At 59.4% G+C, this 20,295-nt stretch carries 18 protein-coding genes and 1 pseudogene; 7 read left to right on the forward strand and 12 right to left on the reverse strand.

Annotated features, from left to right (window positions below):
• Positions 1-340: 340 nt before the first annotated feature.
• The 4 genes from AC13QY_RS20470 to AC13QY_RS20485 all read left to right on the forward strand — a co-directional run bounded on the left by AC13QY_RS20470 (position 341) and on the right by AC13QY_RS20485 (position 4,161).
• Entirely contained in the window at positions 341-1,114 is a 774-nt protein-coding gene (locus tag AC13QY_RS20470) for an amino acid ABC transporter substrate-binding protein (RefSeq protein WP_113389774.1), read from the forward strand.
• Between the two features lie 85 nt (positions 1,115-1,199).
• Entirely contained in the window at positions 1,200-1,880 is a 681-nt protein-coding gene (locus AC13QY_RS20475; protein WP_015341657.1) for an amino acid ABC transporter permease, read from the forward strand.
• The gene (locus AC13QY_RS20480; RefSeq protein WP_113389773.1) at positions 1,877-2,638 is read left to right on the forward strand and encodes an amino acid ABC transporter ATP-binding protein; all 762 of its coding nucleotides are present in this window, start codon (positions 1,877-1,879) and stop codon (positions 2,636-2,638) included. The genes AC13QY_RS20475 and AC13QY_RS20480 overlap by 4 nt, the downstream gene beginning before the upstream one ends.
• Positions 2,639-2,916: 278 nt before the next feature.
• The gene (locus AC13QY_RS20485) at positions 2,917-4,161 is read left to right on the forward strand and encodes an MFS transporter (RefSeq protein WP_488493895.1); all 1,245 of its coding nucleotides are present in this window, start codon (positions 2,917-2,919) and stop codon (positions 4,159-4,161) included.
• Positions 4,162-4,171: 10 nt separating this feature from the next.
• Here AC13QY_RS20485 and AC13QY_RS20490 read toward each other — a convergent pair whose 3' ends face one another.
• From AC13QY_RS20490 to AC13QY_RS20500, 3 genes are all read right to left on the reverse strand, one after another.
• On the reverse strand, positions 4,172-4,627 hold the full coding sequence (locus tag AC13QY_RS20490; protein WP_113407960.1) for a GNAT family N-acetyltransferase: 456 nt from the start codon (positions 4,625-4,627) through the stop codon (positions 4,172-4,174).
• Between the two features lie 163 nt (positions 4,628-4,790).
• Positions 4,791-8,252, reverse strand: a complete 3,462-nt coding sequence (gene pyc / locus AC13QY_RS20495; RefSeq protein WP_488493896.1) for a pyruvate carboxylase — start codon at positions 8,250-8,252, stop codon at positions 4,791-4,793.
• A 116-nt stretch (positions 8,253-8,368) separates the two neighbouring features.
• Complete coding sequence (locus AC13QY_RS20500; RefSeq protein WP_113407962.1) at positions 8,369-9,109, reverse strand: helix-turn-helix transcriptional regulator; 741 nt, start codon at positions 9,107-9,109, stop codon at positions 8,369-8,371.
• 377 nt (positions 9,110-9,486) lie between these two features.
• Here AC13QY_RS20500 and AC13QY_RS20505 point away from each other — a divergent pair, with 377 nt between their 5' ends.
• The gene (locus AC13QY_RS20505) at positions 9,487-11,256 is read left to right on the forward strand and encodes a glucan ABC transporter ATP-binding protein/ permease (protein WP_488493897.1); all 1,770 of its coding nucleotides are present in this window, start codon (positions 9,487-9,489) and stop codon (positions 11,254-11,256) included.
• 195 nt (positions 11,257-11,451) lie between these two features.
• On the opposite strand, the gene AC13QY_RS20510 is transcribed toward AC13QY_RS20505, so the two are convergent.
• The gene (locus tag AC13QY_RS20510) at positions 11,452-11,760 is read right to left on the reverse strand and encodes a transposase (protein ID WP_488493898.1); all 309 of its coding nucleotides are present in this window, start codon (positions 11,758-11,760) and stop codon (positions 11,452-11,454) included.
• A 290-nt stretch (positions 11,761-12,050) separates the two neighbouring features.
• On the opposite strand from AC13QY_RS20510, the gene AC13QY_RS20515 reads away from it, so the two are divergent.
• Complete coding sequence (locus AC13QY_RS20515; protein ID WP_488493899.1) at positions 12,051-13,373, forward strand: type II toxin-antitoxin system HipA family toxin; 1,323 nt, start codon at positions 12,051-12,053, stop codon at positions 13,371-13,373.
• Between the two features lie 16 nt (positions 13,374-13,389).
• A complete protein-coding gene (locus AC13QY_RS20520; RefSeq protein ID WP_488493900.1) occupies positions 13,390-13,668 on the forward strand; it encodes a helix-turn-helix transcriptional regulator in 279 nt (92 codons plus the stop codon).
• A 94-nt stretch (positions 13,669-13,762) separates the two neighbouring features.
• On the opposite strand, the gene AC13QY_RS20525 is transcribed toward AC13QY_RS20520, so the two are convergent.
• From AC13QY_RS20525 to AC13QY_RS20560, 8 genes and pseudogenes are all read right to left on the reverse strand, one after another.
• The gene (locus AC13QY_RS20525; protein ID WP_488493910.1) at positions 13,763-14,959 is read right to left on the reverse strand and encodes an OpgC family protein; all 1,197 of its coding nucleotides are present in this window, start codon (positions 14,957-14,959) and stop codon (positions 13,763-13,765) included.
• Positions 14,960-15,066: 107 nt separating this feature from the next.
• A pseudogene (locus AC13QY_RS20530) lies at positions 15,067-15,691 on the reverse strand (GH36-type glycosyl hydrolase domain-containing protein); the annotation flags it as partial.
• 363 nt (positions 15,692-16,054) lie between these two features.
• The gene (locus AC13QY_RS20535) at positions 16,055-16,213 is read right to left on the reverse strand and encodes a hypothetical protein (protein WP_173002559.1); all 159 of its coding nucleotides are present in this window, start codon (positions 16,211-16,213) and stop codon (positions 16,055-16,057) included.
• A gap of 162 nt (positions 16,214-16,375) precedes the next feature.
• The gene (locus AC13QY_RS20540; protein WP_112724137.1) at positions 16,376-16,564 is read right to left on the reverse strand and encodes a hypothetical protein; all 189 of its coding nucleotides are present in this window, start codon (positions 16,562-16,564) and stop codon (positions 16,376-16,378) included.
• Between the two features lie 159 nt (positions 16,565-16,723).
• Positions 16,724-17,473 carry an ABC transporter ATP-binding protein gene (locus AC13QY_RS20545; RefSeq protein ID WP_112724136.1) on the reverse strand — a complete coding sequence of 250 codons (750 nt, stop codon included), beginning with the start codon at positions 17,471-17,473 and terminating at the stop codon, positions 16,724-16,726.
• Positions 17,470-18,303: an ABC transporter ATP-binding protein gene (locus AC13QY_RS20550; protein ID WP_069611511.1), complete on the reverse strand. Its 834-nt coding sequence runs from the start codon at positions 18,301-18,303 to the stop codon at positions 17,470-17,472. The genes AC13QY_RS20545 and AC13QY_RS20550 overlap by 4 nt, the downstream gene beginning before the upstream one ends.
• Positions 18,300-19,226 carry an ABC transporter permease gene (locus tag AC13QY_RS20555; RefSeq protein WP_069611510.1) on the reverse strand — a complete coding sequence of 309 codons (927 nt, stop codon included), beginning with the start codon at positions 19,224-19,226 and terminating at the stop codon, positions 18,300-18,302. The genes AC13QY_RS20550 and AC13QY_RS20555 overlap by 4 nt, the downstream gene beginning before the upstream one ends.
• On the reverse strand, positions 19,223-20,290 hold the full coding sequence (locus AC13QY_RS20560; RefSeq protein ID WP_113367175.1) for an ABC transporter permease: 1,068 nt from the start codon (positions 20,288-20,290) through the stop codon (positions 19,223-19,225). Before AC13QY_RS20560 ends, AC13QY_RS20555 begins: the two co-directional genes overlap by 4 nt.
• Positions 20,291-20,295 lie beyond the last annotated feature (5 nt).

A 20,295-nucleotide genomic window follows, 5' to 3' on the forward strand; every position in this document is an offset into this window, starting at 1 on the left:
GCAAACCGACTGGAGACATTGATAGCGCGCATGCCCTGCATGAATAATGCCGCACCAAAGACACAACCAGATGCTGCAACAGGCAACATTGAGAAAGATGGAGCAACATTTGGAAAGGTAGGGCAACATCGAGAATTGTCACTATGCTGCACTGCCACATTGGTCAGCAATTATCGACCGAGATGGAAGCCTCGCCTCTCTTGATGGCTCGGTCCGCCGTTCTTTGAGAAAAATATTCGCAATTGCCCATTTATCTCGCAGTTTTCTACGCTTTCGCGATGCAATTTTTCTGCGATGTATGCGACATTGAATGAAACCGCTCCAGAAACGGAAGAGAACGATGAACTGGTTGAAGACTGTTGCCGCCGCCGCCCTCGTGCAGGCTGCGTTCCTGCTCCCCGCCCATGCCGGCGAAAACCTCAAGGCGATCCAGTCGGCCGGCGTATTCAAGGTCGGCACGGAAGGGACCTACGCGCCCTTCACCTTTCATGACGAGAGCGGCAAGCTGACCGGCTTCGATGTCGAGATCGCCGAGGCGATTGCCGCCAAGCTCGGCGTCAAGGTGCAGTTTCTGGAAGGCAAGTGGGATGGCCTGATCGCCGGTCTCGACGCCAACCGTTACGACGCCGTCATCAACGAAGTCGGCGTCACCGAAGCGCGCAAGAAGAAGTATGACTTCTCCGAGCCCTATATCGCTTCCAAGGCCGTGCTGATCGTCAAGGACAGCAATACCGATATCAAGGATTTCGCCGATCTCAAGGGTAAGAAAGCCGCACAGTCGCTGACCAGCAACTTCGGCAAGCTCGCAACCGAATCCGGCGCCGAACTCGTCGGTACCGACGGTTTCGACCAGTCGATCCAGCTCGTGCTGACCGGCCGCGCCGACGCCACGATCAACGACAGCCTTTCCTTCCTCGATTTCAAGAAGCACAAGCCCGACGCGCCGGTGAAGATCGTCGCCCAGCAGGCCAATGCCGATTTCTCCGCCGTCATCATCCGCAAGGGCGAGCCGGAGCTGCTTGCTGCGATCAACAAGGCGCTGGCCGATATCAAGGCTGACGGCACCTATGACAAGATCTCCAAGAAATACTTCGGCCAGGACGTTTCGAAGTAAGAAGGCATAGGCAGAGACATAAAACTGTGAAAAAGATGCGTCCGGGGTCACCTCCGGACGCATTCTGTTATCGAAAGGCTTCTCCTTGGAGCATTGGCTGCAACTGATGTGGGAGTCACTGGGCACGCTGCTTTGGGCGGGGCTCGTCTTCACCATCCCGCTCACCTTGATCACCTTCGTGCTTGGCCTTCTGCTCGGCTTGCTCACCGCCGTCGTCAGGCTGTTTGCCCCGGCGCCGTTCGTGGCTATCGCCCGCTTCTATGTCTGGGTGATCCGCGGCACGCCGCTTCTGGTGCAGCTCTTCGTCATTTTCTACGGCCTGCCGAGCCTCGGCATCCTGCTCGACGCTTTTCCGGCAGCCATCATCGGCTTTACGCTGAGCGTCGGCGCCTATACATCCGAAATCATCCGCGCCGTCATTTCCTCTGTGCCAAAGGGCCAGTGGGAAGCCGCCTATTCGATCGGCATGAACTGGCGCCAAGCCATGAGCCGCACCATCCTCCCCCAGGCAGCCCGCGTCGCCGTGCCGCCGCTGTCGAACACCTTCATTTCGCTGGTCAAGGATACATCGCTTGCCGCAGCCATCACCGTGCCGGAGCTGTTTCAGGCCGCGCAGCGCATCGTCGCAACGACCTATGAGCCGCTGATCCTCTATATCGAGGCCGCCATCATCTATCTCGTGCTCAGCACCTTTCTTTCGACGCTGCAGGGCTACCTCGAACGCCGCTTCGCCCGCTCTGGCGGCACGCTGGAGGCACAGGCATGATCGAGCTTTCGCATATCGAAAAGCGCTTCGGCGACATTGTCATCCTCAAGGATATCAGCCTGTTGATTCCCGAGGGAACGGTGACGGCGCTTGTGGGACCTTCGGGCGGCGGCAAGAGCACACTGCTTCGCTGCATCAACCTTTTGGAAATCCCGACCGCCGGAACGATCCGCATCGGCGAGGAGACGGCTACCTTTCAGCCGGGCAAGAAGCCGTCCTGGCAGGATATCCAGAAGATCCGCCGCCAGACGGGCATGGTCTTCCAGAATTTCCAGCTCTTTCCGCATCAGACCGCAATCCAGAACGTCATGGAGGGCCTGACGACCGTGCTGCGCTGGCCTCAGGACAAGGCCCGCGCCCGCGCCGTCGAGCTTCTGACCAAGGTCGGCATGGCACACAAGATCGATGCCTGGCCCTCGACGCTCTCGGGCGGCCAGCAGCAGCGTGTCGCCATCGCCCGGGCGCTCGCCCCCTCGCCGCGCGTGCTGCTCTGCGACGAACCGACCTCGGCGCTCGATCCGGAACTGGCGGCCGAAGTGGTCGACGTGCTGGGCAAGCTCGCCAACGAAGGCACGACCATGGTCATGGCGACGCACGACCTGCGCCTCGCCTCGAAGATCGCCAACAACGTCGTGTTCCTGGAAGCAGGCAACATCGTCGAGACAGGCTCTTCTCGCAACATCTTCTCCAATCCGGCACAGGAGCGGACGAAGCAATTCATCTCGACACTGAATTCGGGGCTCAGCTACGATATTTGAGCCGCATCTGGGCCGCCGGCCGAGGTTAAAACGGGGCTCGTCGCTATTGGACAAAGCCGCGCATTGACGCTGGGCCGCTTTGCGGTTAGCTCTAATGCCATGAACACGGCATTCGTTCTCGTAGTGGTAGGAAGGCGCGTGGGCAGGATGGTGTAACCATCCGGCGAAAGCACCCATGCGCGGTAAACAGGCTCCTGACGGGGCCTTTTTTATTGCCTGAAATCCGGGCTGCACCCGTCAGATCTTCCTCGACTCCCCACTCAACGACGGACAAAGCCATGACGCGCACCGAAAGCCGCATCGACCATTCAGCCAAGCAAGCAACCGACGACACGACCACCAGAAGAGCCGCCGCACAGCCGCGGCTGATAACCCTCATCCTGCTCTCGGCGCTTGCCGTGCTGCCTGTTAACATGATCCTGCCGTCGCTGCCGAAGATCGCAGCGGCATTCCAGGCCGATTTCGCCCTCGTCAACCTATCGGTTGCCGGCTTCTCCATTGTCACCGCTTCCCTTGAGGCAATCGGTGGCGCGATATCGGACCGGTTCGGCCGCCGGCCAGTCGTCCTGACGGCGCTCTCGATCTTCATCGTCGCTTCGATTGGCTGCGTTCTCGCGCCGAATATCGGCATCTTCCTGCTGTGCCGCATGATGCAGGCCTGCATCGGACCGTGTTATTCCGTCGCCCTCGTCATCATCAAGGAAACATCTGACGAGCGTCAGGCTGCCAGCAAGTTCGGCTATCTTGCCATGGGATGGGCATTGGCGCCCATGGTCGGCCCTCTGTTCGGCGGTTCGCTGGACGAGCTTTTCGGCTGGCGGGCAAGCTTCATCGTCCTTGCGATCTTCGGCATTGCCGCCTTTCTTCTGTCCTTGCGCGAACTGAAAGGATCGAAAGCGCCGGCGTCAGCCGCGCGCGGAAACTATCTTGCCTCCTATGCCCTGCTTTTGCATTCGGCGCGCTTCTGGGCCTATACGCTCTGCATGGCGTGCTCGATGGGCGTGCTCTACATCTTTCTCGGCGGAGCGCCGCTGACGATAGGCGATGCGCTCGGCGGTTCGAGCGCCAAGCTTGGCTTCTACATGGGCCTCGTTCCCGCCGGCTTCATTCTCGGCAGCTATCTGGCTGGCCGCCATGGCGCAAGAATCCCGCTCGGCACAATCCTCGTCATTGCGCGGCTGCTGACCTGCGTTGGTCTGTCAATTGGGCTCGCCTTGTCGCTATCGGGCATGGTTGAGGTTCTGGCGCTCTTCGGCCCCTGCATCTTCATCGGCATCGGCAACGGCCTCACGATGCCGGCCGCCAATAGCGGTGCCATGTCGGTCAGATCGGATATTGTGGGAACGGCAGCAGGCCTCGCCGCTGCCATGCGAATTGCTGGCGGCGCGCTGATCGGCTCGATCGGCGGGCTGTTCATTGCGCGATCGCCAACGATCCATGTGCTCTTCGCCTTGATGCTGGCATCCGCTGTACTCGCGCTAGTGGCGGCAGTCTGGGCTGCGTTGATCGAAAAACGGAGGTAGCTGGCGCCTATCAGATGCGCTTGCTCATATGGACAAGGAAACCATCTTTCAGCGGCTCCTCGCGGTCGATCGCATAACCATATCTGAGGTAGAGCTGCACATTCTCGACAAAACGCTTGTTGGTGTAAAGCCGCATGTCACTCACGCCGAGCTCGGCCGCAACCTGCTCGGCATGAACTAGCAGTTTCCGGCCGATGCCCTTTCCCTGATGTCGCGGCGAGACGGCGACGTTCTCGATCAACAGGTGATCCTCTCTCGGCACCATCTCGATCAACGCCAAAAGCTCACCATTGGCCTCCAAAAGATCGATACGATGCTTGCGCACGGCCTCTGCATAATCTGCTGTCATCGGCAGGGGCTCACGGCCGATAAGCGGCACCCATTTGCTATAGGCCTCGCGCGTGAGCGCCCGGATGCCGTCGACATCGGCAACGGTGGCCGCCCGCAAGGAAAACGCTCTCGTCATGCCTCTGCCTCCTCGGCCTGGCTACCATGATCCGACATGAAAGCTATGGAATTCCTTCGTCGCGTTCGCACATGGAGAGCCGATCTCGGATACCCGCGACCAAAGCTCCCGTCTGCAATAGGCGGCCAGATTCGGCCGCCTTCATATCTCAGCGAAGCTTGGATTATCCGCCGTAGACGACGAGCAGATCCTTGGCGTCGATCTGGTCGCCGGCGCGCACCAGCACCTCGGAGATCGTGCCATCCTTTTCGGCGTGCAGCGCCGTCTCCATCTTCATGGCCTCGATGGAAACAAGCACGTCGCCGGCCTTGATCGCCTGGCCGGGCGAGACGAAGACCGTGGAGATGACGCCCGGCATCGGCGCGCCGACATGGGCGGCATTGCCGGTCTCGGCCTTGCGGCGCACGGCACTGCCGGAAGCCCCATGGGCGCGATCCGGCACCTTGATACGGCGCGGCTGGCCATTGAGCTCGAAGAATACCGTCACCATGCCCTTCTCGTCGGTCGCTGTCATCGCCTGGTTGACGATGACGAGCGTCTTGCCTTTCTCGATCTCGGCAAAGAGCTCATCACCTTCCTTGAGACCATAGAAGTATGCCGGCGTCGGCAGCACCGAGACCGGGCCGTAGGTGTCGGCGGCCAGCGCGTAATCGGTGAAGACCTTCGGATACATCAGGTAGGAGGCGAATTCGAAATCGTCGACCTTGCGCTCCAGCTTGGTCTCGATGACCTTACGCTCCGCATCGAGATCGGCCTCGGCAAGCAGCGAACCGGGACGCACCGTATAGGGTTTGTCGCCCTTCAGCGCCTTCTTCTGCAGTGCTTGCGGCCACCCGGACGGCGGTTGGCCGAGATCGCCCTTCAGCATCGAGACGACCGAATCCGGGAAGGCGATATCCTTGGCCGGGTTTTCGACATCGGCGACCGTCAGGTCCTGGCTGACCATCATCAGCGCCATGTCGCCGACAACCTTGGACGACGGCGTTACCTTGACAATATCGCCGAACATCTGGTTCGCATCGGCATAAGCCTGCGCCACCTGGTGCCAGCGGGTCTCAAGCCCGAGCGAGCGCGCCTGTTCCTTGAGGTTGGTGAACTGGCCGCCGGGCATTTCGTGCAGATAGACTTCCGAGGCCGGTCCCTTGAGATCACTTTCGAAGGCGGCGTACTGATGGCGCACGGCTTCCCAGTAGAAGGAGATGCGGCGGATCCATTCGGGGTCGAGACCCGGATCACGCTCGGAGCCCTTGAGGGCTTCGACGATCGAGCCGAGGCAGGGCTGCGAGGTATTGCCCGACAGCGCATCCATTGCCGCATCCACGGCATCGACGCCGGCGTCGACCGCAGCCAACACGGTCGCGGCGGCAATGCCCGAGGTATCGTGCGTATGGAAGTGGATCGGCAGACCGGTCGCCTCGCGCAGCGCCTTGAACAACACCTTGGCCGCGGCCGGCTTCAGCAAGCCCGCCATATCCTTCAGCGCGATGATATGGGCACCGGCCTTTTCCAGCTCGACAGCGAGATCGGTATAATATTTCAGGTCGTACTTCGGCCGCGCCGAATTGAGAATGTCGCCCGTGTAGCAGATCGCCGCTTCGCAGAGCTTGTTCTCCTCTGCAACCGCATCCATCGACACGCGCATGTTCTCGACCCAGTTCAAGCAGTCGAAGACGCGGAAGAGATCGACGCCGCCCTTGGCCGCCTGGCGGACGAAATATTTCACGACATTGTCTGGATAATTGGTATAGCCGACGCCGTTGGCGCCGCGCAGCAGCATTTGCAGCAGCAGGTTCGGCGCGCCCTCGCGGATCAGCGCCAGACGTTCCCATGGATCTTCCGTCAGGAAACGCATAGAGACGTCGAAGGTGGCGCCGCCCCAGCATTCCAATGACAGAAGCTGCGGCAGGGCGCGCGCATAGGTGCCGGCGATGCTGGCGATGTCATAGGTGCGCATGCGGGTCGCAAGCAGCGATTGATGGCCGTCGCGCATCGTCGTGTCTGTCATCAGCACGCGCTTCTCGTTGCGCATCCACTCGGCGAATTTCTGCGGGCCGAACTTGTCGAGGAGCTGCTTGGTGCCGTCCGGAACAGCGCTGTCGATATAGGGTAGCACCGGTTCGGCAACCTTCGGCGAAGGCGCAGGACGGCCGCGCGTCTCGGGATGGCCGTTGACCGTAACGTCGGCGAGATAGGTCAGAAGCTTCGTGGCGCGGTCCTGGCGCTTGACCTGCTGGAACAGTTCCGGCGTCGAATCGATGAAGCGCGTCGTGTAGCTGTTGTCACGGAATTTCTCGTGCGTGATGATCGCTTCGAGGAATGTCAGGTTCGTCGCGACACCGCGGATGCGGAATTCGCGCAGCGCACGGTACATGCGGGCGATCGCCTCTTGCGGGTTCGGCGCCCAGGCCGTCACCTTCACTAGCAGCGGGTCATAATAACGGGTGATGATCGCGCCGGTATAGGAGGTGCCGCCGTCGAGACGGATGCCGAAGCCGGACGCAGAACGATAGGCGGTGATGCGGCCATAATCCGGAATGAAATTGTGCTCCGGATCTTCCGTCGTCACGCGGCACTGCAGCGCATGGCCGTTGAGTCGAATGTCTTCCTGCTTCGGAACGCCCGATTCCGGGGTGCCGATGGCAAAGCCGTCGAGAATATGAATCTGCGCCTTGACGATATCGATGCCGGTGACGACTTCGGTCACCGTATGCTCGACCTGAATGCGCGGATTGACTTCGATGAAGTAGAATTTGCCCGTGTCGGCATCCATCAGATATTCGACGGTACCGGCGCCGACATAATTCGTCGCCTTGGCGATCTTCAGCGAATAGGCGGCCAGCTCCTGGCGCTGCGCATCGGTGAGATAGGGGGCCGGCGCGCGCTCGACGACCTTCTGGTTGCGGCGTTGCACCGAACAGTCACGTTCGAACAGATGCACGACATTGCCGTGCGTGTCGCCGAGGATCTGGCTTTCGACATGGCGGGCGCGCTCGACGAGCTTTTCGAGATAGACCTCGTCCTTGCCGAAGGCGGCCTTCGCCTCGCGCTTGGCTTCCGTCACTTCCTTGGCAAGATCGGCCTCGGAGCGGATGACACGCATGCCGCGGCCGCCGCCACCCCAAGAGGCCTTGAGCATGACCGGATAGCCGATCTCGGCCGCCATCTTGGCGACTTCCTTCATATCGTCAGGCAGGGGATCGGTTGCCGGCACGACAGGCACGCCGACCGAGATCGCAAGATTGCGGGCGGCCACCTTGTTGCCGAGCTGGCGCATCGTATCGGCGCGCGGGCCGATGAAGATGATGCCGGCGGCATCACAAGCATCGACGAATTCCGGGCTTTCCGACAGCAGGCCGTAACCTGGATGGATGGCATCGGCGCCGGAAAGCTTGGCGACGCGGATGATCTCGTCGATCGACAGATAGCTCTCGATCGGCCCGAGATCGCGGGCAAGATGCGGACCGCGGCCGACCTGATAGCTCTCGTCGGCCTTGAAGCGATGCAGCGCGAGTTTGTCTTCCTCGGCCCAGATGGCCACCGTTTTTATGCCAAGCTCGTTGGCGGCGCGGAATACGCGGATGGCGATTTCGGAACGGTTGGCAACCAGGATCTTGGATATGGGCAATGCTGTCTCCTCACGGCATCGAAACGGGCAATGCTGCACCCGCGAAGAGAATTCTTAACTTCTTGTCACAGGAAGTTCAATTTCTCCTGCGACATCCGACATCAAAATAGTTGCCGTTACGGAATAAGTCCGTTTCTAAAAGCGATGGCAACGATGTGCTGCCGATTTCTGGCCTTCAGCTTGTCCTGGATGCTGTTCATGTACCAGTCGACGGTATGATTGGAGATCGTCAGCAGCCGGCTGATCTCGATCGACGTCATGCCGTCGGCCAGATGGTTGAGCACCTCCATCTCGCGTTTGGTCAGTTTGAGATCGGCGTTCCCCTGCTCCTCGAGCAATTGCGCTTCGTCACGCAGCTCCAGCAGCCGCCAGAAGGCCTTTCTGGCCACGGCATCGAAAAGCGAAAGCTCCGTCGGCGAAAGATCGACCGCCTCACCGCCGATCGTCATGCTGCCGAGCAGACCGCTTCGTCCGTGAATCGGAAAAATATAGCCGTCGATGAGCCCGTTGGCACGGGCATCAGCCATCATCTGTTCCATCCGGCGTCGGAGCGGATCCGATTTGTGCGCAGCCACGGCATCGCTCCAGCGGAAGGGGCGTTGCGCCCGGGTGGCATAGCGCGCCACCGGATCGACGAGCATGTATCTCTTGCGGACATAGGTCAGCGGCCATTGATCGGGCCAGCGGCCTGCCAGCATGAAGTTGGCGATATCGACATTCGGCCTCGTCTGCCGCAGCAGACCGTAGAAATCGAATTTGTAGGAATGGAGCACAAGCTCAAGCTCGGCCACGACATCCTTTGTACGCTCGCATTCTTCGATAACCACAAGCAATTGTATTAGCGAATGGATATTCACATTTACCCCTCGGCCTCGCAGCCTGAATTATTGGCGGACGAGCATTGCCACCCTGCTCGCCTGGCCCCATAGCGCGCTTAATCGCCGGCAACATACTCAGGCCGGCGCGAAATTGAACGCCTTTGGCGATTTTTTTACCATTCAACCCTGAATGGCCGCCTTCGGCGTGACTTAATAGTAACGGACGATGTCGCGGCGGGGTCGACCCCAAATTGTCACATTTCTGCGGCGGCCGATAGCACCTCGCTTCGACAGCACGCGCCACGCGGGAAATTCCCTTGAAAAAACAGCTTCAGATTCCGTTAATCGCCGGTTCAGGTACCGATCTGTAGTGTCGCAGCATTCCGAGTTTTGCTGATGCAAAGAGGGTGCCTGACGTGTCACTGTTCAAAGTCTATGCAAGAGCCCTGAAGTATCTTGGCGCGTATCGCTACCGCGTTTGGATGGTCGTGATCGCAAACATTGCGCTTGCGATGACCACCATCTATGAACCGGTTCTGTTCGGCCGCATCTTCGACGCCATTGCCAAGAAAGAAGCCGTCACGCCGACTATGATGCTGTGGGCGGGCTTCGCCGTCTTCAGTGCTGTCGCCTTCATCGTGGTGTCCCGCGAGGCCGACCGCCTTGCGCATGGCCGCCGCGCCTCGCTCCTGACAGAAGCATTCGGCCGCATCATCTCGATGCCGCTCTCCTGGCATAGCCAGCGCGGCACCGCGAGCGCGCTGAACACGCTGCTTCGCGCCTGCGAAGCACTGTTCGGCCTGTGGCTGGAATTCATGCGCAATCATCTGTCGACCGCTGTCGCGCTCGTCATCATGATCCCGACCGCGATTTCGATGGACCTGCGCCTGTCCGCGGTTCTCATCCTGCTGGGCGTCTTCTACTGGTTCATCGGCCGTCTGGTCATGAGCCGCACGAAGGATGGCCAGACCTCGGTCGAGAGCCACTACAACACCGTCTTCTCGCATGTGAGCGACTCGATCAGCAACGTTTCGGTGCTGCACAGCTACAACCGCATCGAAGCTGAAACCAAGGCGCTGAAGTCGTTCACCGAACGCCTGCTGGAGGCCCAGTATCCGGTCCTCGACTGGTGGGCGCTTGCCGGCGCACTGAACCGCACGGCTTCGACCGTTGCTATGATGGCAATCCTGATGATCGGCACCGTTCTCGTTCAGGACGGCAGCCTGAGCCTCGGCGCTCTCATCACATTCATTGCCTTCGCCAACGTGCTGATCGGCCGCCTGGAGCAGCTGCGCAACTTCGCAAACCAGATTTTCGAAGCGCGCGCCAAGCTCGAAGACTTCTACACGCTGGAAGATTCGGTTCGTGACCGTGAAGAGCCGGCCGGCCTTGCTGAAATCAAGGACGTCAAGGGTGAAGTGGAGTTCCGCGATGTATCCTTCGGCTTCGCCAACTCGTCGCAGGGCCTGCACGACATCTCCTTCAAGGTGAAGGCTGGCCAGACTGTCGCTATCGTCGGCCCGACCGGCGCCGGCAAGACGACGCTCGTCAATCTGCTGCAGCGCGTCTTCGATCCGCAGAAGGGCCAGATCCTTGTCGACGGTCACGACATCACCAAGGTGACCCGCAAGTCGCTGCGTCGTTTCATAGCCACCGTCTTCCAGGATGCCGGCCTGCTGAACCGCTCGATCAGCGACAACATCCGCCTCGGCCGTGAAGGTGCGACGCAGGAAGAAATGATCCGCGCAGCCCAAGCCGCCGCCGCCAATGACTTCATCGAAACCCGCGAAGGTGGCTACGATACCCGCGTCGGCGAGCGTGGCAACAAGCTCTCGGGCGGTGAACGCCAGCGTATTGCGATCGCCCGCGCCATCCTCAAGGATGCGCCGATCCTCGTGCTCGACGAAGCCACAAGCGCTCTTGACGTCGAAACCGAAAACCGCGTCAAGACGGCGATCGACAACCTACGCCAGAACCGCACGACCTTCATCATTGCGCACCGCCTGTCGACGGTCCGCGAGGCGGACATGGTCCTCTTCCTGGACAACGGCCGCATCATCGAGAATGGCAGCTTCAACGAGCTTAGCCAGAGCAACGGCCGCTTCGCCGCCTTGCTGCGCGCCAGCGGTATCCTGACGGACGAGGAAGTCCGCAAGGCACACACAACGGAAAGCGAAGCCGCCTGATCTTCGCAAGGCGCACAAGATCAAAGCCGGGAGAGCGACGCGTTCCCGGCTTTTTTGCTGCCTAGAGCACGTCCATTTTACTCGGGTGCATATCCGCATGCCGTGAAGTGATCAGCGCTTTCTTGGGGATTTGAAAAGCGCAACGATCTCGCCGACTGTGTCCCACAGGGCTTCGACGGTGCGCTTTGCTCTGGCTCAGAGGAGCACTTTGAGCTCGGAAAAGGGCTTATCGATGCGGCTGAAGTCGGCGCTATAGGGCGGGAGATAGAGTAGCTGGCAGCCGGCCACTTCAATAGCCTGCTGCACACTTCGGCTTTGTGCGCAGGCTCGTCCATCCCAATAATGTCGCCGGGTATCAATATCGGCACGAGATCCTGTTTGGACATAGGCTCTGAACGCTGTGCCATCCGTTGCGCCGTCGAGCACCATGGCCACGATCCGCTCGAACGGGGGTTCGCCATCGTCCTCATCATCCAGCGTTTCCGTTCGGCAATTGCGCGCCATGCGGCCATGATCTCTTCCACATACAGTGTCGCAAGAACCCGATCTTGATAGCTTCGGCGTCAGGCTACGAGGAACCCAGTCATCAAGTGTTCTGGGTGAAACGCAAGGCTTGGCCGGGACTTCCGCCCGGCTCACGGCAAACCTTGAATGTTATCTATAGGAACACTGGCGCGCGATAAACGTCGGCCACCTTTGGTGATGGACAATTCTGGCGAAACTTATTCAACCCATTTTAATGGGTTAAATAAATAAGAAAGATACGTTAATTGATCCACTGGAAGGGTCATTAAATGCACCTAACGCTCCAAACTCATTTTAGTCGTAAGTGGCAGTACGCTGCGACTCTAGAGCTAAAGGACGACGACGACGGCTTTCGGGGCGCGTCCATCGTCGATTACGATCTCGACTACTTTGTCACAATGGCATCGGCGGAATTTGCAGCTAGAAAGACAGTTCATGACTATCGCGCCCTGTCGGTCCGTTATCCCATAGATCTCGAAAATCGATATAGTCGTAGCTGGCCGCCCTTCCTCTTGGATCTTATGCCCCAGGGACATGCAAGGCGAAAGCTTGCCGAACACCTCGGGCTCGCGGAAAGCTCTCGTGCTTCCGATCTCCCGCTGCTTCTGCGATCAGCTATGGGTGGCATTGGCAACATCCGCATCAAGGAAGCGGCTGAAGCCGAAACGGAAAGATTGCGAGGTGTTGAGCGTCAAGGCGTTACGGAAGCGGAGAGTCTTGAGCGCTCAGATCGTTTCATGGAAGTCGCTGATAGCTTTGGAATGCTCGCCTCTGGCTCAAGCGGCCTGCAAGGCGAATGGCCGAAGGTCTCGATGGCCCAGGCGAATGATGGGCTCTATTATCCTGACAGTTTCGTGACCGATGATGAGGCCGTGCGCCATGTCATCGTCAAGCTGGTACGGAGCAACGAACCCGTGGACCGTCTAATCCTCGAAGGCGAAGCCCTCTATTCGCGGATCGCCCAATGGATCGGTCTAAACGTCAGCGAACCCTCGACTTACGCCGAAGGCGTCTTGATCATTCCCCGTTTCGATCGGAGGAAGATGGAAGGCGGGGGAACAATCCGACTGGGCCAGGAAAGCCTGGTGTCAGCGGTTGGGGTCGCCGATTTCGGCCATGTCGGCACGCATGAAGCCTATATCGAAGTTCTGCGTCAATATTCAGCCGATCCCTTCGCGGACATAGTCGAATATCTGAAGCGCGACATCACTAACCTGGCGCTCGGCAATCCCGACAATCACGGCCGGAATTCAGCACTCAGCAAGCATCAGGACGGCACGATCCTCCTGTCTCCGCTCTTTGACTTCGCTCCTATACGGCTCGCCAAGGAGGGGATTGTCCGTTCCACCCGATGGGCCATGATGCGCGACGGTGGTCGCGACCATCTTCCAGATTGCAAACGCATTTGCACTGAACTGATGCCCGCTCCTGCCGCGCAGGAACAACTGACGGCTTCGATCTGTACATTTGCACAACATCTACAGCACGCACCAGAGATGGCGAGGCGCATGGGAGCATCTCCAGAGGTCTTAGAGCGTGCCATGGAGCGCTGTAAGGAAATCGCGGATAACGTTGTGGCGACATGCCAGTGATGCCTGAGGAATGTTAATGGCCCGATGGAAGAAGCCCACGAAGGAAGAAATTCTTGAAAACAGACGAAAGCTGGCGGAGCGTGCTCGACAAGGGGACCTTAGGCTGCCGAATGCTGTGATGGAGATACGAAAAGGGTTCGGAATGACCCAAGAGGAATTCGCCAAGACCCTGTCACTTACCAGGCGCCAAGTTGCTGAGATTGAATCAGGTGTGGCAAACCCCACTCTTGAAACGTTAGAAAAGATTGGTCGATTGTTTGGGTTCGGAATTGGCTTTGTTCCTAAAAGCAGTTGAACCGCTGCCTTTTCCAGGAGTTTTCGGTGTTCGTCCCACATATGCGATAGCTCTGCCGCAGACGGGATGAGGGTGAAGGGCCTCGCAGAAGCCTTCAGTGACGCTTTCCGAAATGCGCAGGCATTGCAGTCGGTGCGGCAGGCTTCTTCGCCGCGCGCTGGCCGGCAAGCTGAAGCCGCTTGTGCTCGAGATGATAGGCATAGAGGAACTGCGCGGTGATGCCGAAGACGACATAGATGGCGCCGACGACGGGGCTCTTGTTGGTCACGTAGAGAAGGACCTGACCAGCCATGGCGAGGATGGTGCCGGCAACGAAGATGTTCAGCGAATGCCGCCCGAGGATCGTCAGCGGGTGATTGGCCGAGCGGCGCAGGAACGCCGAAATGGCGGGGATGCTGATGATCAGATAGGCGAGCGCCAGAACATGCAGCAGCCGCGGCAGCGACAGGAAAGTCTTGTCGAAGCCGGTGACGACGGTCGGCAGGCCGAGCATGGCGAGGTAGTCGCCGAGTATCCACAGCTTGTCGGTCACCCAGATGAAGGACACGAGCACATAGGCGCAGGCCAGCGCGATCAGAACCGGATGGGCAGGGATGTGCCCGCCGCGCTTGACATGCATGCTGGCGACGAAGCCGATGACGAAAAGCAGCTGCCAGGATAGCGGATTGAGGAACCAGAAGCCGTCAAGCAGCGTCGTATGCGGCGCGATGTAATAGATGCCGGACACCAGCCAGACGCCAACCGAAATTGTGAGCAGAAGCAGGCGGCTTCTTGCCTCCAGCAGCATGATCAGGGGCAACGTCAGGAACAGGGCACCGTACATGGGTAGAATGTTGTTGTAGCCGATCTGGTGCCCAAGCGTCAGCAGCGCGGGAATACCACGCGCCGGGTCCATCAGCAGGGCAAGGATATTCACTTCGCAGAGCAGGCCCTTCTGGTGGAAAATCCACGCGCCAGAAATGAAGAGCACCAGCGTCACGAAGGTCGTGATCATATGCGCGGTATAAAGCGTGAAGGCACGCTTAATCGCCTTCCATGCCATGTTCAGCCGATTGCCCGGAAGAAATCTCGTTCCATAGGCAAGGCCGACGGAAATTCCGGAGATCAGCACAAAGGCTTCGGCACCATCGGAGAAGCCGAAATTCTTCGAAGTGAGATCCTCGAAGATCTGCCCCGGCACATGGTTGATGAAGATCATGATCAGAGCCAAGGCCCTGAGAACATCCAGTCGGGTATCCCTCTGGGAAACCGGCTTCGGCAAACTCACTCGTTGTGCCGGCACCGAGCTCATATCCGCCCTCGAATTCATAAAACTCTCCTGTTCCGACACTCAAATGCAATCGGGGCCAAAGAGTTCCCCCTTGGCCCCGATCGTCGAAGTGAAACAGTGCAGAAACGCTACTGTCCGACCGGATAGCCCTCTTCGGGATGGGCGACCGCCCTGTCATTGATCGTGACCGAGTATCTCGCCGCATCGGGCGCTTTTGAGACGGAAATACGGTAATTTCCGCTCGGCAGCTCGATATCGCCGTAAAGCCATCCCAGTTCGAGGGCAATGCCGGTTTGACGAAAAGTCGTCCGTTTTTCACGCGGATACCGAGAATGCCTTCGACAGCGACGCGATATAGCCAGCCGACGGAGCCCGTATACCAAGTCCAGCCGCCACGGCCCGTCAATTGTCCTTCGCCGTAGATATCAGCAGCAACCACGTAGGGCTCTACACGATAGGTATCGGCCTGATCACGATCGCGTGCATGGTTGATCGGGTTGAGCATATCGAAGCAATGCCAGGCATCGTTACCACGGTTCATATCTCCGCTAGCGCCATGACGACCCAGGTGGCCGCATGGGCATACTGGCTGCCATTCTCGCTCACACCAGGCGGATAGGACTTGATGTAACCCGGATCGCGCGCCGATTTGGCAAAGGGCGGCGTGAACTGCCGAATGACGCGGTTTTCGTCATCCACTAGCTTGTCGAGCACGGCATTCATCGCCTTCTCGCCGCGCCCCTGGCCCGGCATATTGAATCCTCAATATCCGGCAGGAGATGAACTTAAACTGACCCCCTCAAAAGAAGCGAAAATTCCTTTCGGAGCGCATCGTTTTCGCGGCAGCCCGTGGCTTGGCTTGAAGCCAGCGCCCTCCGTCAATCTGCCTATATTTTGAGATGAAGTTTACTGGTTTTCGCACGGCACATTCCATCGGCCGAGCAAATTTCCTTTGCCCGGCGAAACTCTGCTGATCAAACGAGATCGGAAGCTGCACAAGGAGAAAAACGACCAGTCGTGATTGACCGGACCCGCAAACTTCCCGATTTTCAGAGATGGGCCGCATCGGCCCCACATCAGCGGCGGAACAAAGCCACCACCCGGCCAAACGTCGCCTTAGACGACAAGCCCACAAACAATGGCCGCGACGAACAGGAATGCAGCCGAAAACAGGACGACATGAATCGCTGTTTGAATCTTCTGCCGCGTCTTGGCGGCGCGCTTGGAACCATCGAACTGATTCACATGCGCATTCGAAATACCCAAATTCGCCATGTGTTGCCTCCGTTCGTTTCTTATATGTCTCTCAGGCCAAGCCCTGGACGGATATTCATACATTTCCTATCAATTAGGTAGAGATGAATTTCCGTCCAGAACGCGAGCCGAGAAAAATTAAACCATCTGAAGTCGAGGACCCGAAAGATCGGCAATGCCAATTCAGCAAAGAATGCGGCGGGCCCAAATCAAGCTGCGCTCGATGGCGCTGGTATCGGCCGTCTGCTCTTCGGCAGGTCCGGCCTGGCGGCGGCAGTTTTCGTCAGAAAGAGTAGCGGACCGTGCACCTTCCCGTTTCGCCGGAACCGGCGGATGAAGATAGCCCATGGTCATGCCACCCATGAAAAACATGCCTGCCTCCACTTAACGTCTGACCCTTGTCGGGATCACGAAAGTTAACTGCCATTAACGAGATCATGACAGAATTGCGGCAGGTGTCAATAGTCTATACGATTGGTCGTGTTTACGCGTCCAGTTCGTTAACGCGCCGCTGAGGCACAAGCCGCCCGCTCAGGCGCGGACGAACCCCTTGCTGGCGACCATCAGATTGCGCGTGTAATCTTCCTTCACATCGCCGACAGCCAGTTCCTTCGCGGTCAGCCTCTCGACGACCGCGCCGTTACGCATGACGGCCAGACGCTCGCACATATGGGTGATGACGCCGAGATCGTGACTGACCATAACGAAGGTCAGATGGCGATCCCTGCGAACCTGCTCAAGCAGGTTGAGCACTTCGGCCTGCACCGAGGCATCGAGCGCCGAAGTCGGCTCGTCGAGCAACAGGATCGACGGCTCCACGATCAGCGCGCGCGCAATGGCGACGCGCTGGCGCTGGCCGCCGGAGAGCTGGTGCGGATAGCGGAAGCGGAAGCCCTTTCCGAGGCCGACTTCATCCAGCGCCCTGGCGATCCGGGTCTCCGTGTCGCCGATCCCATGAATCGACAAAGGCTCAAGCAGCAACCGGTCGATCGTCTGGCGCGGATGCAGGGAACCGTAGGGATCCTGAAACACCATCTGTACTTGGCGATAGAAGGTCTTGCTGCGCCTGGCGCCCTTCAGCTGTTCGCCGCCGACCTGGATCGTGCCGTCGGTGACGGGCGCAAGGCCCGCAACGGCGCGCAGCAGCGTCGATTTGCCGGAGCCAGACTCGCCGACCAGACCGAAGGATTCGCCCTTGTTCACGTCGATGCCGACGGCGTCGAGTGCATAATAGCCATCATAGACCACACTGAGGCCATCAACTGCGAGTGCTGTCGTCATGCCGCCCACTCCGGCTTGCGGTCGAGCACCGGCAGCGGATGCCTGTTTTCGCCAATGACCGGCATGCAGTTCAGCAGACCGCGCGTATAGGGATGCTGGGCATTGTTCAATTCGGAAGCCTTGAGTTCTTCCACTACCTTACCCGCATACATAACGATCACGCGGTCGCAGAAGGACGACACCAGCCGCAGGTCGTGCGAGACGAAAATCAGCCCCATGCCACGCTCGGAGACGAGCTTGTCCATGATCTTGAGGACATCGAGCTGAACGGTGACGTCGAGCGCCGAAGTCGGCTCGTCGGCAATCAGCAGCTCCGGCCCGGCGATCAGCATCATGGCAATCATGACGCGCTGGCCCATGCCGCCCGAAACCTCATGCGGATGCAGGTCGTAGACACGGGCGGGATCGCGAATCTGCACCGCTTCCAGCATGGCAAGGGCGCGATCACGAGCCTCGGCCTTGCTCACCTTCTCATGGGTGCGCAGCGTCTCGGTGATCTGCTTGCCGATGGTCATGACGGGATCGAGCGAATATTTCGGATCCTGGAGCACCATGGCGATGCGCTTGCCGCGCAATGAGCGCCGCTCTTTGGCCGAGATCGATAGCAAGTCGATGCCGCTGAAATCGAGCTTGTCGGCTGTGACGATGCCGTGCGGCGGCGTCAGTCCCATGATGGCGCGGCCGGTCTGCGATTTGCCGGAACCGCTCTCGCCGACGATGCCAAGCCGCTCGCGACCCAGCGTGAAAGAGACGCCGCGCACGGCGTCGATGACGCCGGTACGGGTCGGATAGCGAACCTTGAGGTTCTCCACGGTCAGAAGTGCCGTCATTGTCCGCTTTCCTTCGGATCGAGCGCGTCGCGCAGGCCGTCGCCGAGCAGGTTGAAGCCGAGGCTGACGATGAGGATCGCGATGCCGGGCATGGCCGCCACCCACCATTGATCGAGATAGTATTTGAAGCCGCTCGCGATCATGACGCCCCATTCCGGCAGCGGCGGCTGCGCGCCGAGCCCCAGGAAACCGAGACCGGCGGCCGTCAGGATCACGCCGGCCATGTCGAGCGTCACACGGACGATGACCGAGGAGATGCAGAGCGGCATGACATGGCGGAAGATGATGCGCAGCGGCGAGGCGCCCATGAGCTGCACGGCGGCGATATAGTCCGAACGCCGCACCGTCATCGTTTCGGCGCGCGCCAGCCGCGCATAGGGCGGCCAGGAGGTGATGGCAATCGCGATGACGGCATTTTCGATGCCTGCGCCGAGCGCGCCGGCGAAGGCAAGGGCCAGCACAAGCTTCGGAAAGGCAAGGAAGATATCCGTGATGCGCATCAGGATCACATCGACCCAGCCGCCCAGATAGCCCGACACCATGCCGATGATCAGTCCGATCGGCGCCGAGATGATCGCGACCAGAATGACGATGTAGAGTGTCCAGCGCGAACCGTAGATGAGGCGCGAGAGGATATCGCGGCCGAGATCGTCGGTGCCGAGAAGATAGCCCGGCGTACCGGGAGGCTTAAGGTAAGCATTCGTCAGGTCGCCGATGACGGGCGAATGCGGGGCGATGACATCGGCGAGCGCCGCCACAAGCACGAGTGCGATGATGATTGCGAGCCCGATGACGGCCAGGCGATTGGCGGAAAACTGCCGCCAGGTGACGTAGGCACGTCCCAATCTCGCCTGCCGGCGCGACTGCGGCCGGTCGGAAAGCAGCCAGTCCCTCAAGCTGGGTTGGGTGGTCTCGACAGTCATTTACGTCGGGTCCTTGGGTCGAGCGTCCGATACAGAAGATCGGAAATCAGATTGATGCCGATGAACACCGTGCCGACGATGATGGTGCCGCCGAGAACGGCATTCATATCGGCATTGCGCAGCGAACTGGTGATGTAGAAGCCGATGCCCGGCCAGGAGAAGACGATCTCGGTCAGCACGGATCCCTCGAGCAGCCCGGCATAGGAAAGCGCGATCACCGTGATCAGCGGCACGGCGGCACTGCGCAGGGCATGCCCCCAGATCACTCGCGTCTCGGAAAGGCCCTTGGCGCGGGCTGCGACGATATATTCCTGGCCTAGTTCATTCAGCATGAAGCTGCGGGTCATGCGGCTGATATAAGCAAGCGAGAAATAGCCGAGCAGCGACGCGGGAAGGATGATGTGGCGGAACACGTCCCAGAAGACGTCCCATTGCCCCTGCATAGCGCTGTCGAGCAGGAAGAAACCTGTGACCGGCGTGAAGGTGTATTCATAAGCGATGTCGATGCGGCCGGGATAGGCGACCCAATTCAGCTTCGCATAGAAGATGACGAGCGAAACCATGGCCAGCCAGAAGACCGGCACGGAATAGCCGACGAGACCAATCACGCGGACGATCTGGTCTATGATGCTGTTGCGGCGCACCGCGGCGAGCACACCGAATGGAACCCCGAAGATGGCGCCAATGATCGTGCCGACCGTCGCGAGCTCCATTGTCGCTGGGAAGACGCGCCTGATGTCATCCATGACCGGATTCGTCGTCAGAACCGACGTGCCGAAATCGCCGCTTAGAGCGCTGACGAGATAATAATAGAACTGCAGATAAAGCGGCTCGTCGAGATGCATCTCGCGCCGCAGACGTTCCAATATCTGCTGCGGCGCGTGATCGCCGGCGATCGCCAGCGCCGGATCGATCGGGATGACGCGCCCGATGAAGAAGGTGACGGCCAGAAGGCCGAGATAGGTGGTGACGGCGACGACGAGAAATCGCAGCAGCCCCATGAAAAAGGGAGCGGCACGGCCCTTTTTGGGCCGCACCTGCATTTTCCGTTCGACAGTGCTCAAAGACC

The sequence above is a fragment of the Martinezella sp. CNPSo 3795 genome (assembly GCF_057784475.1).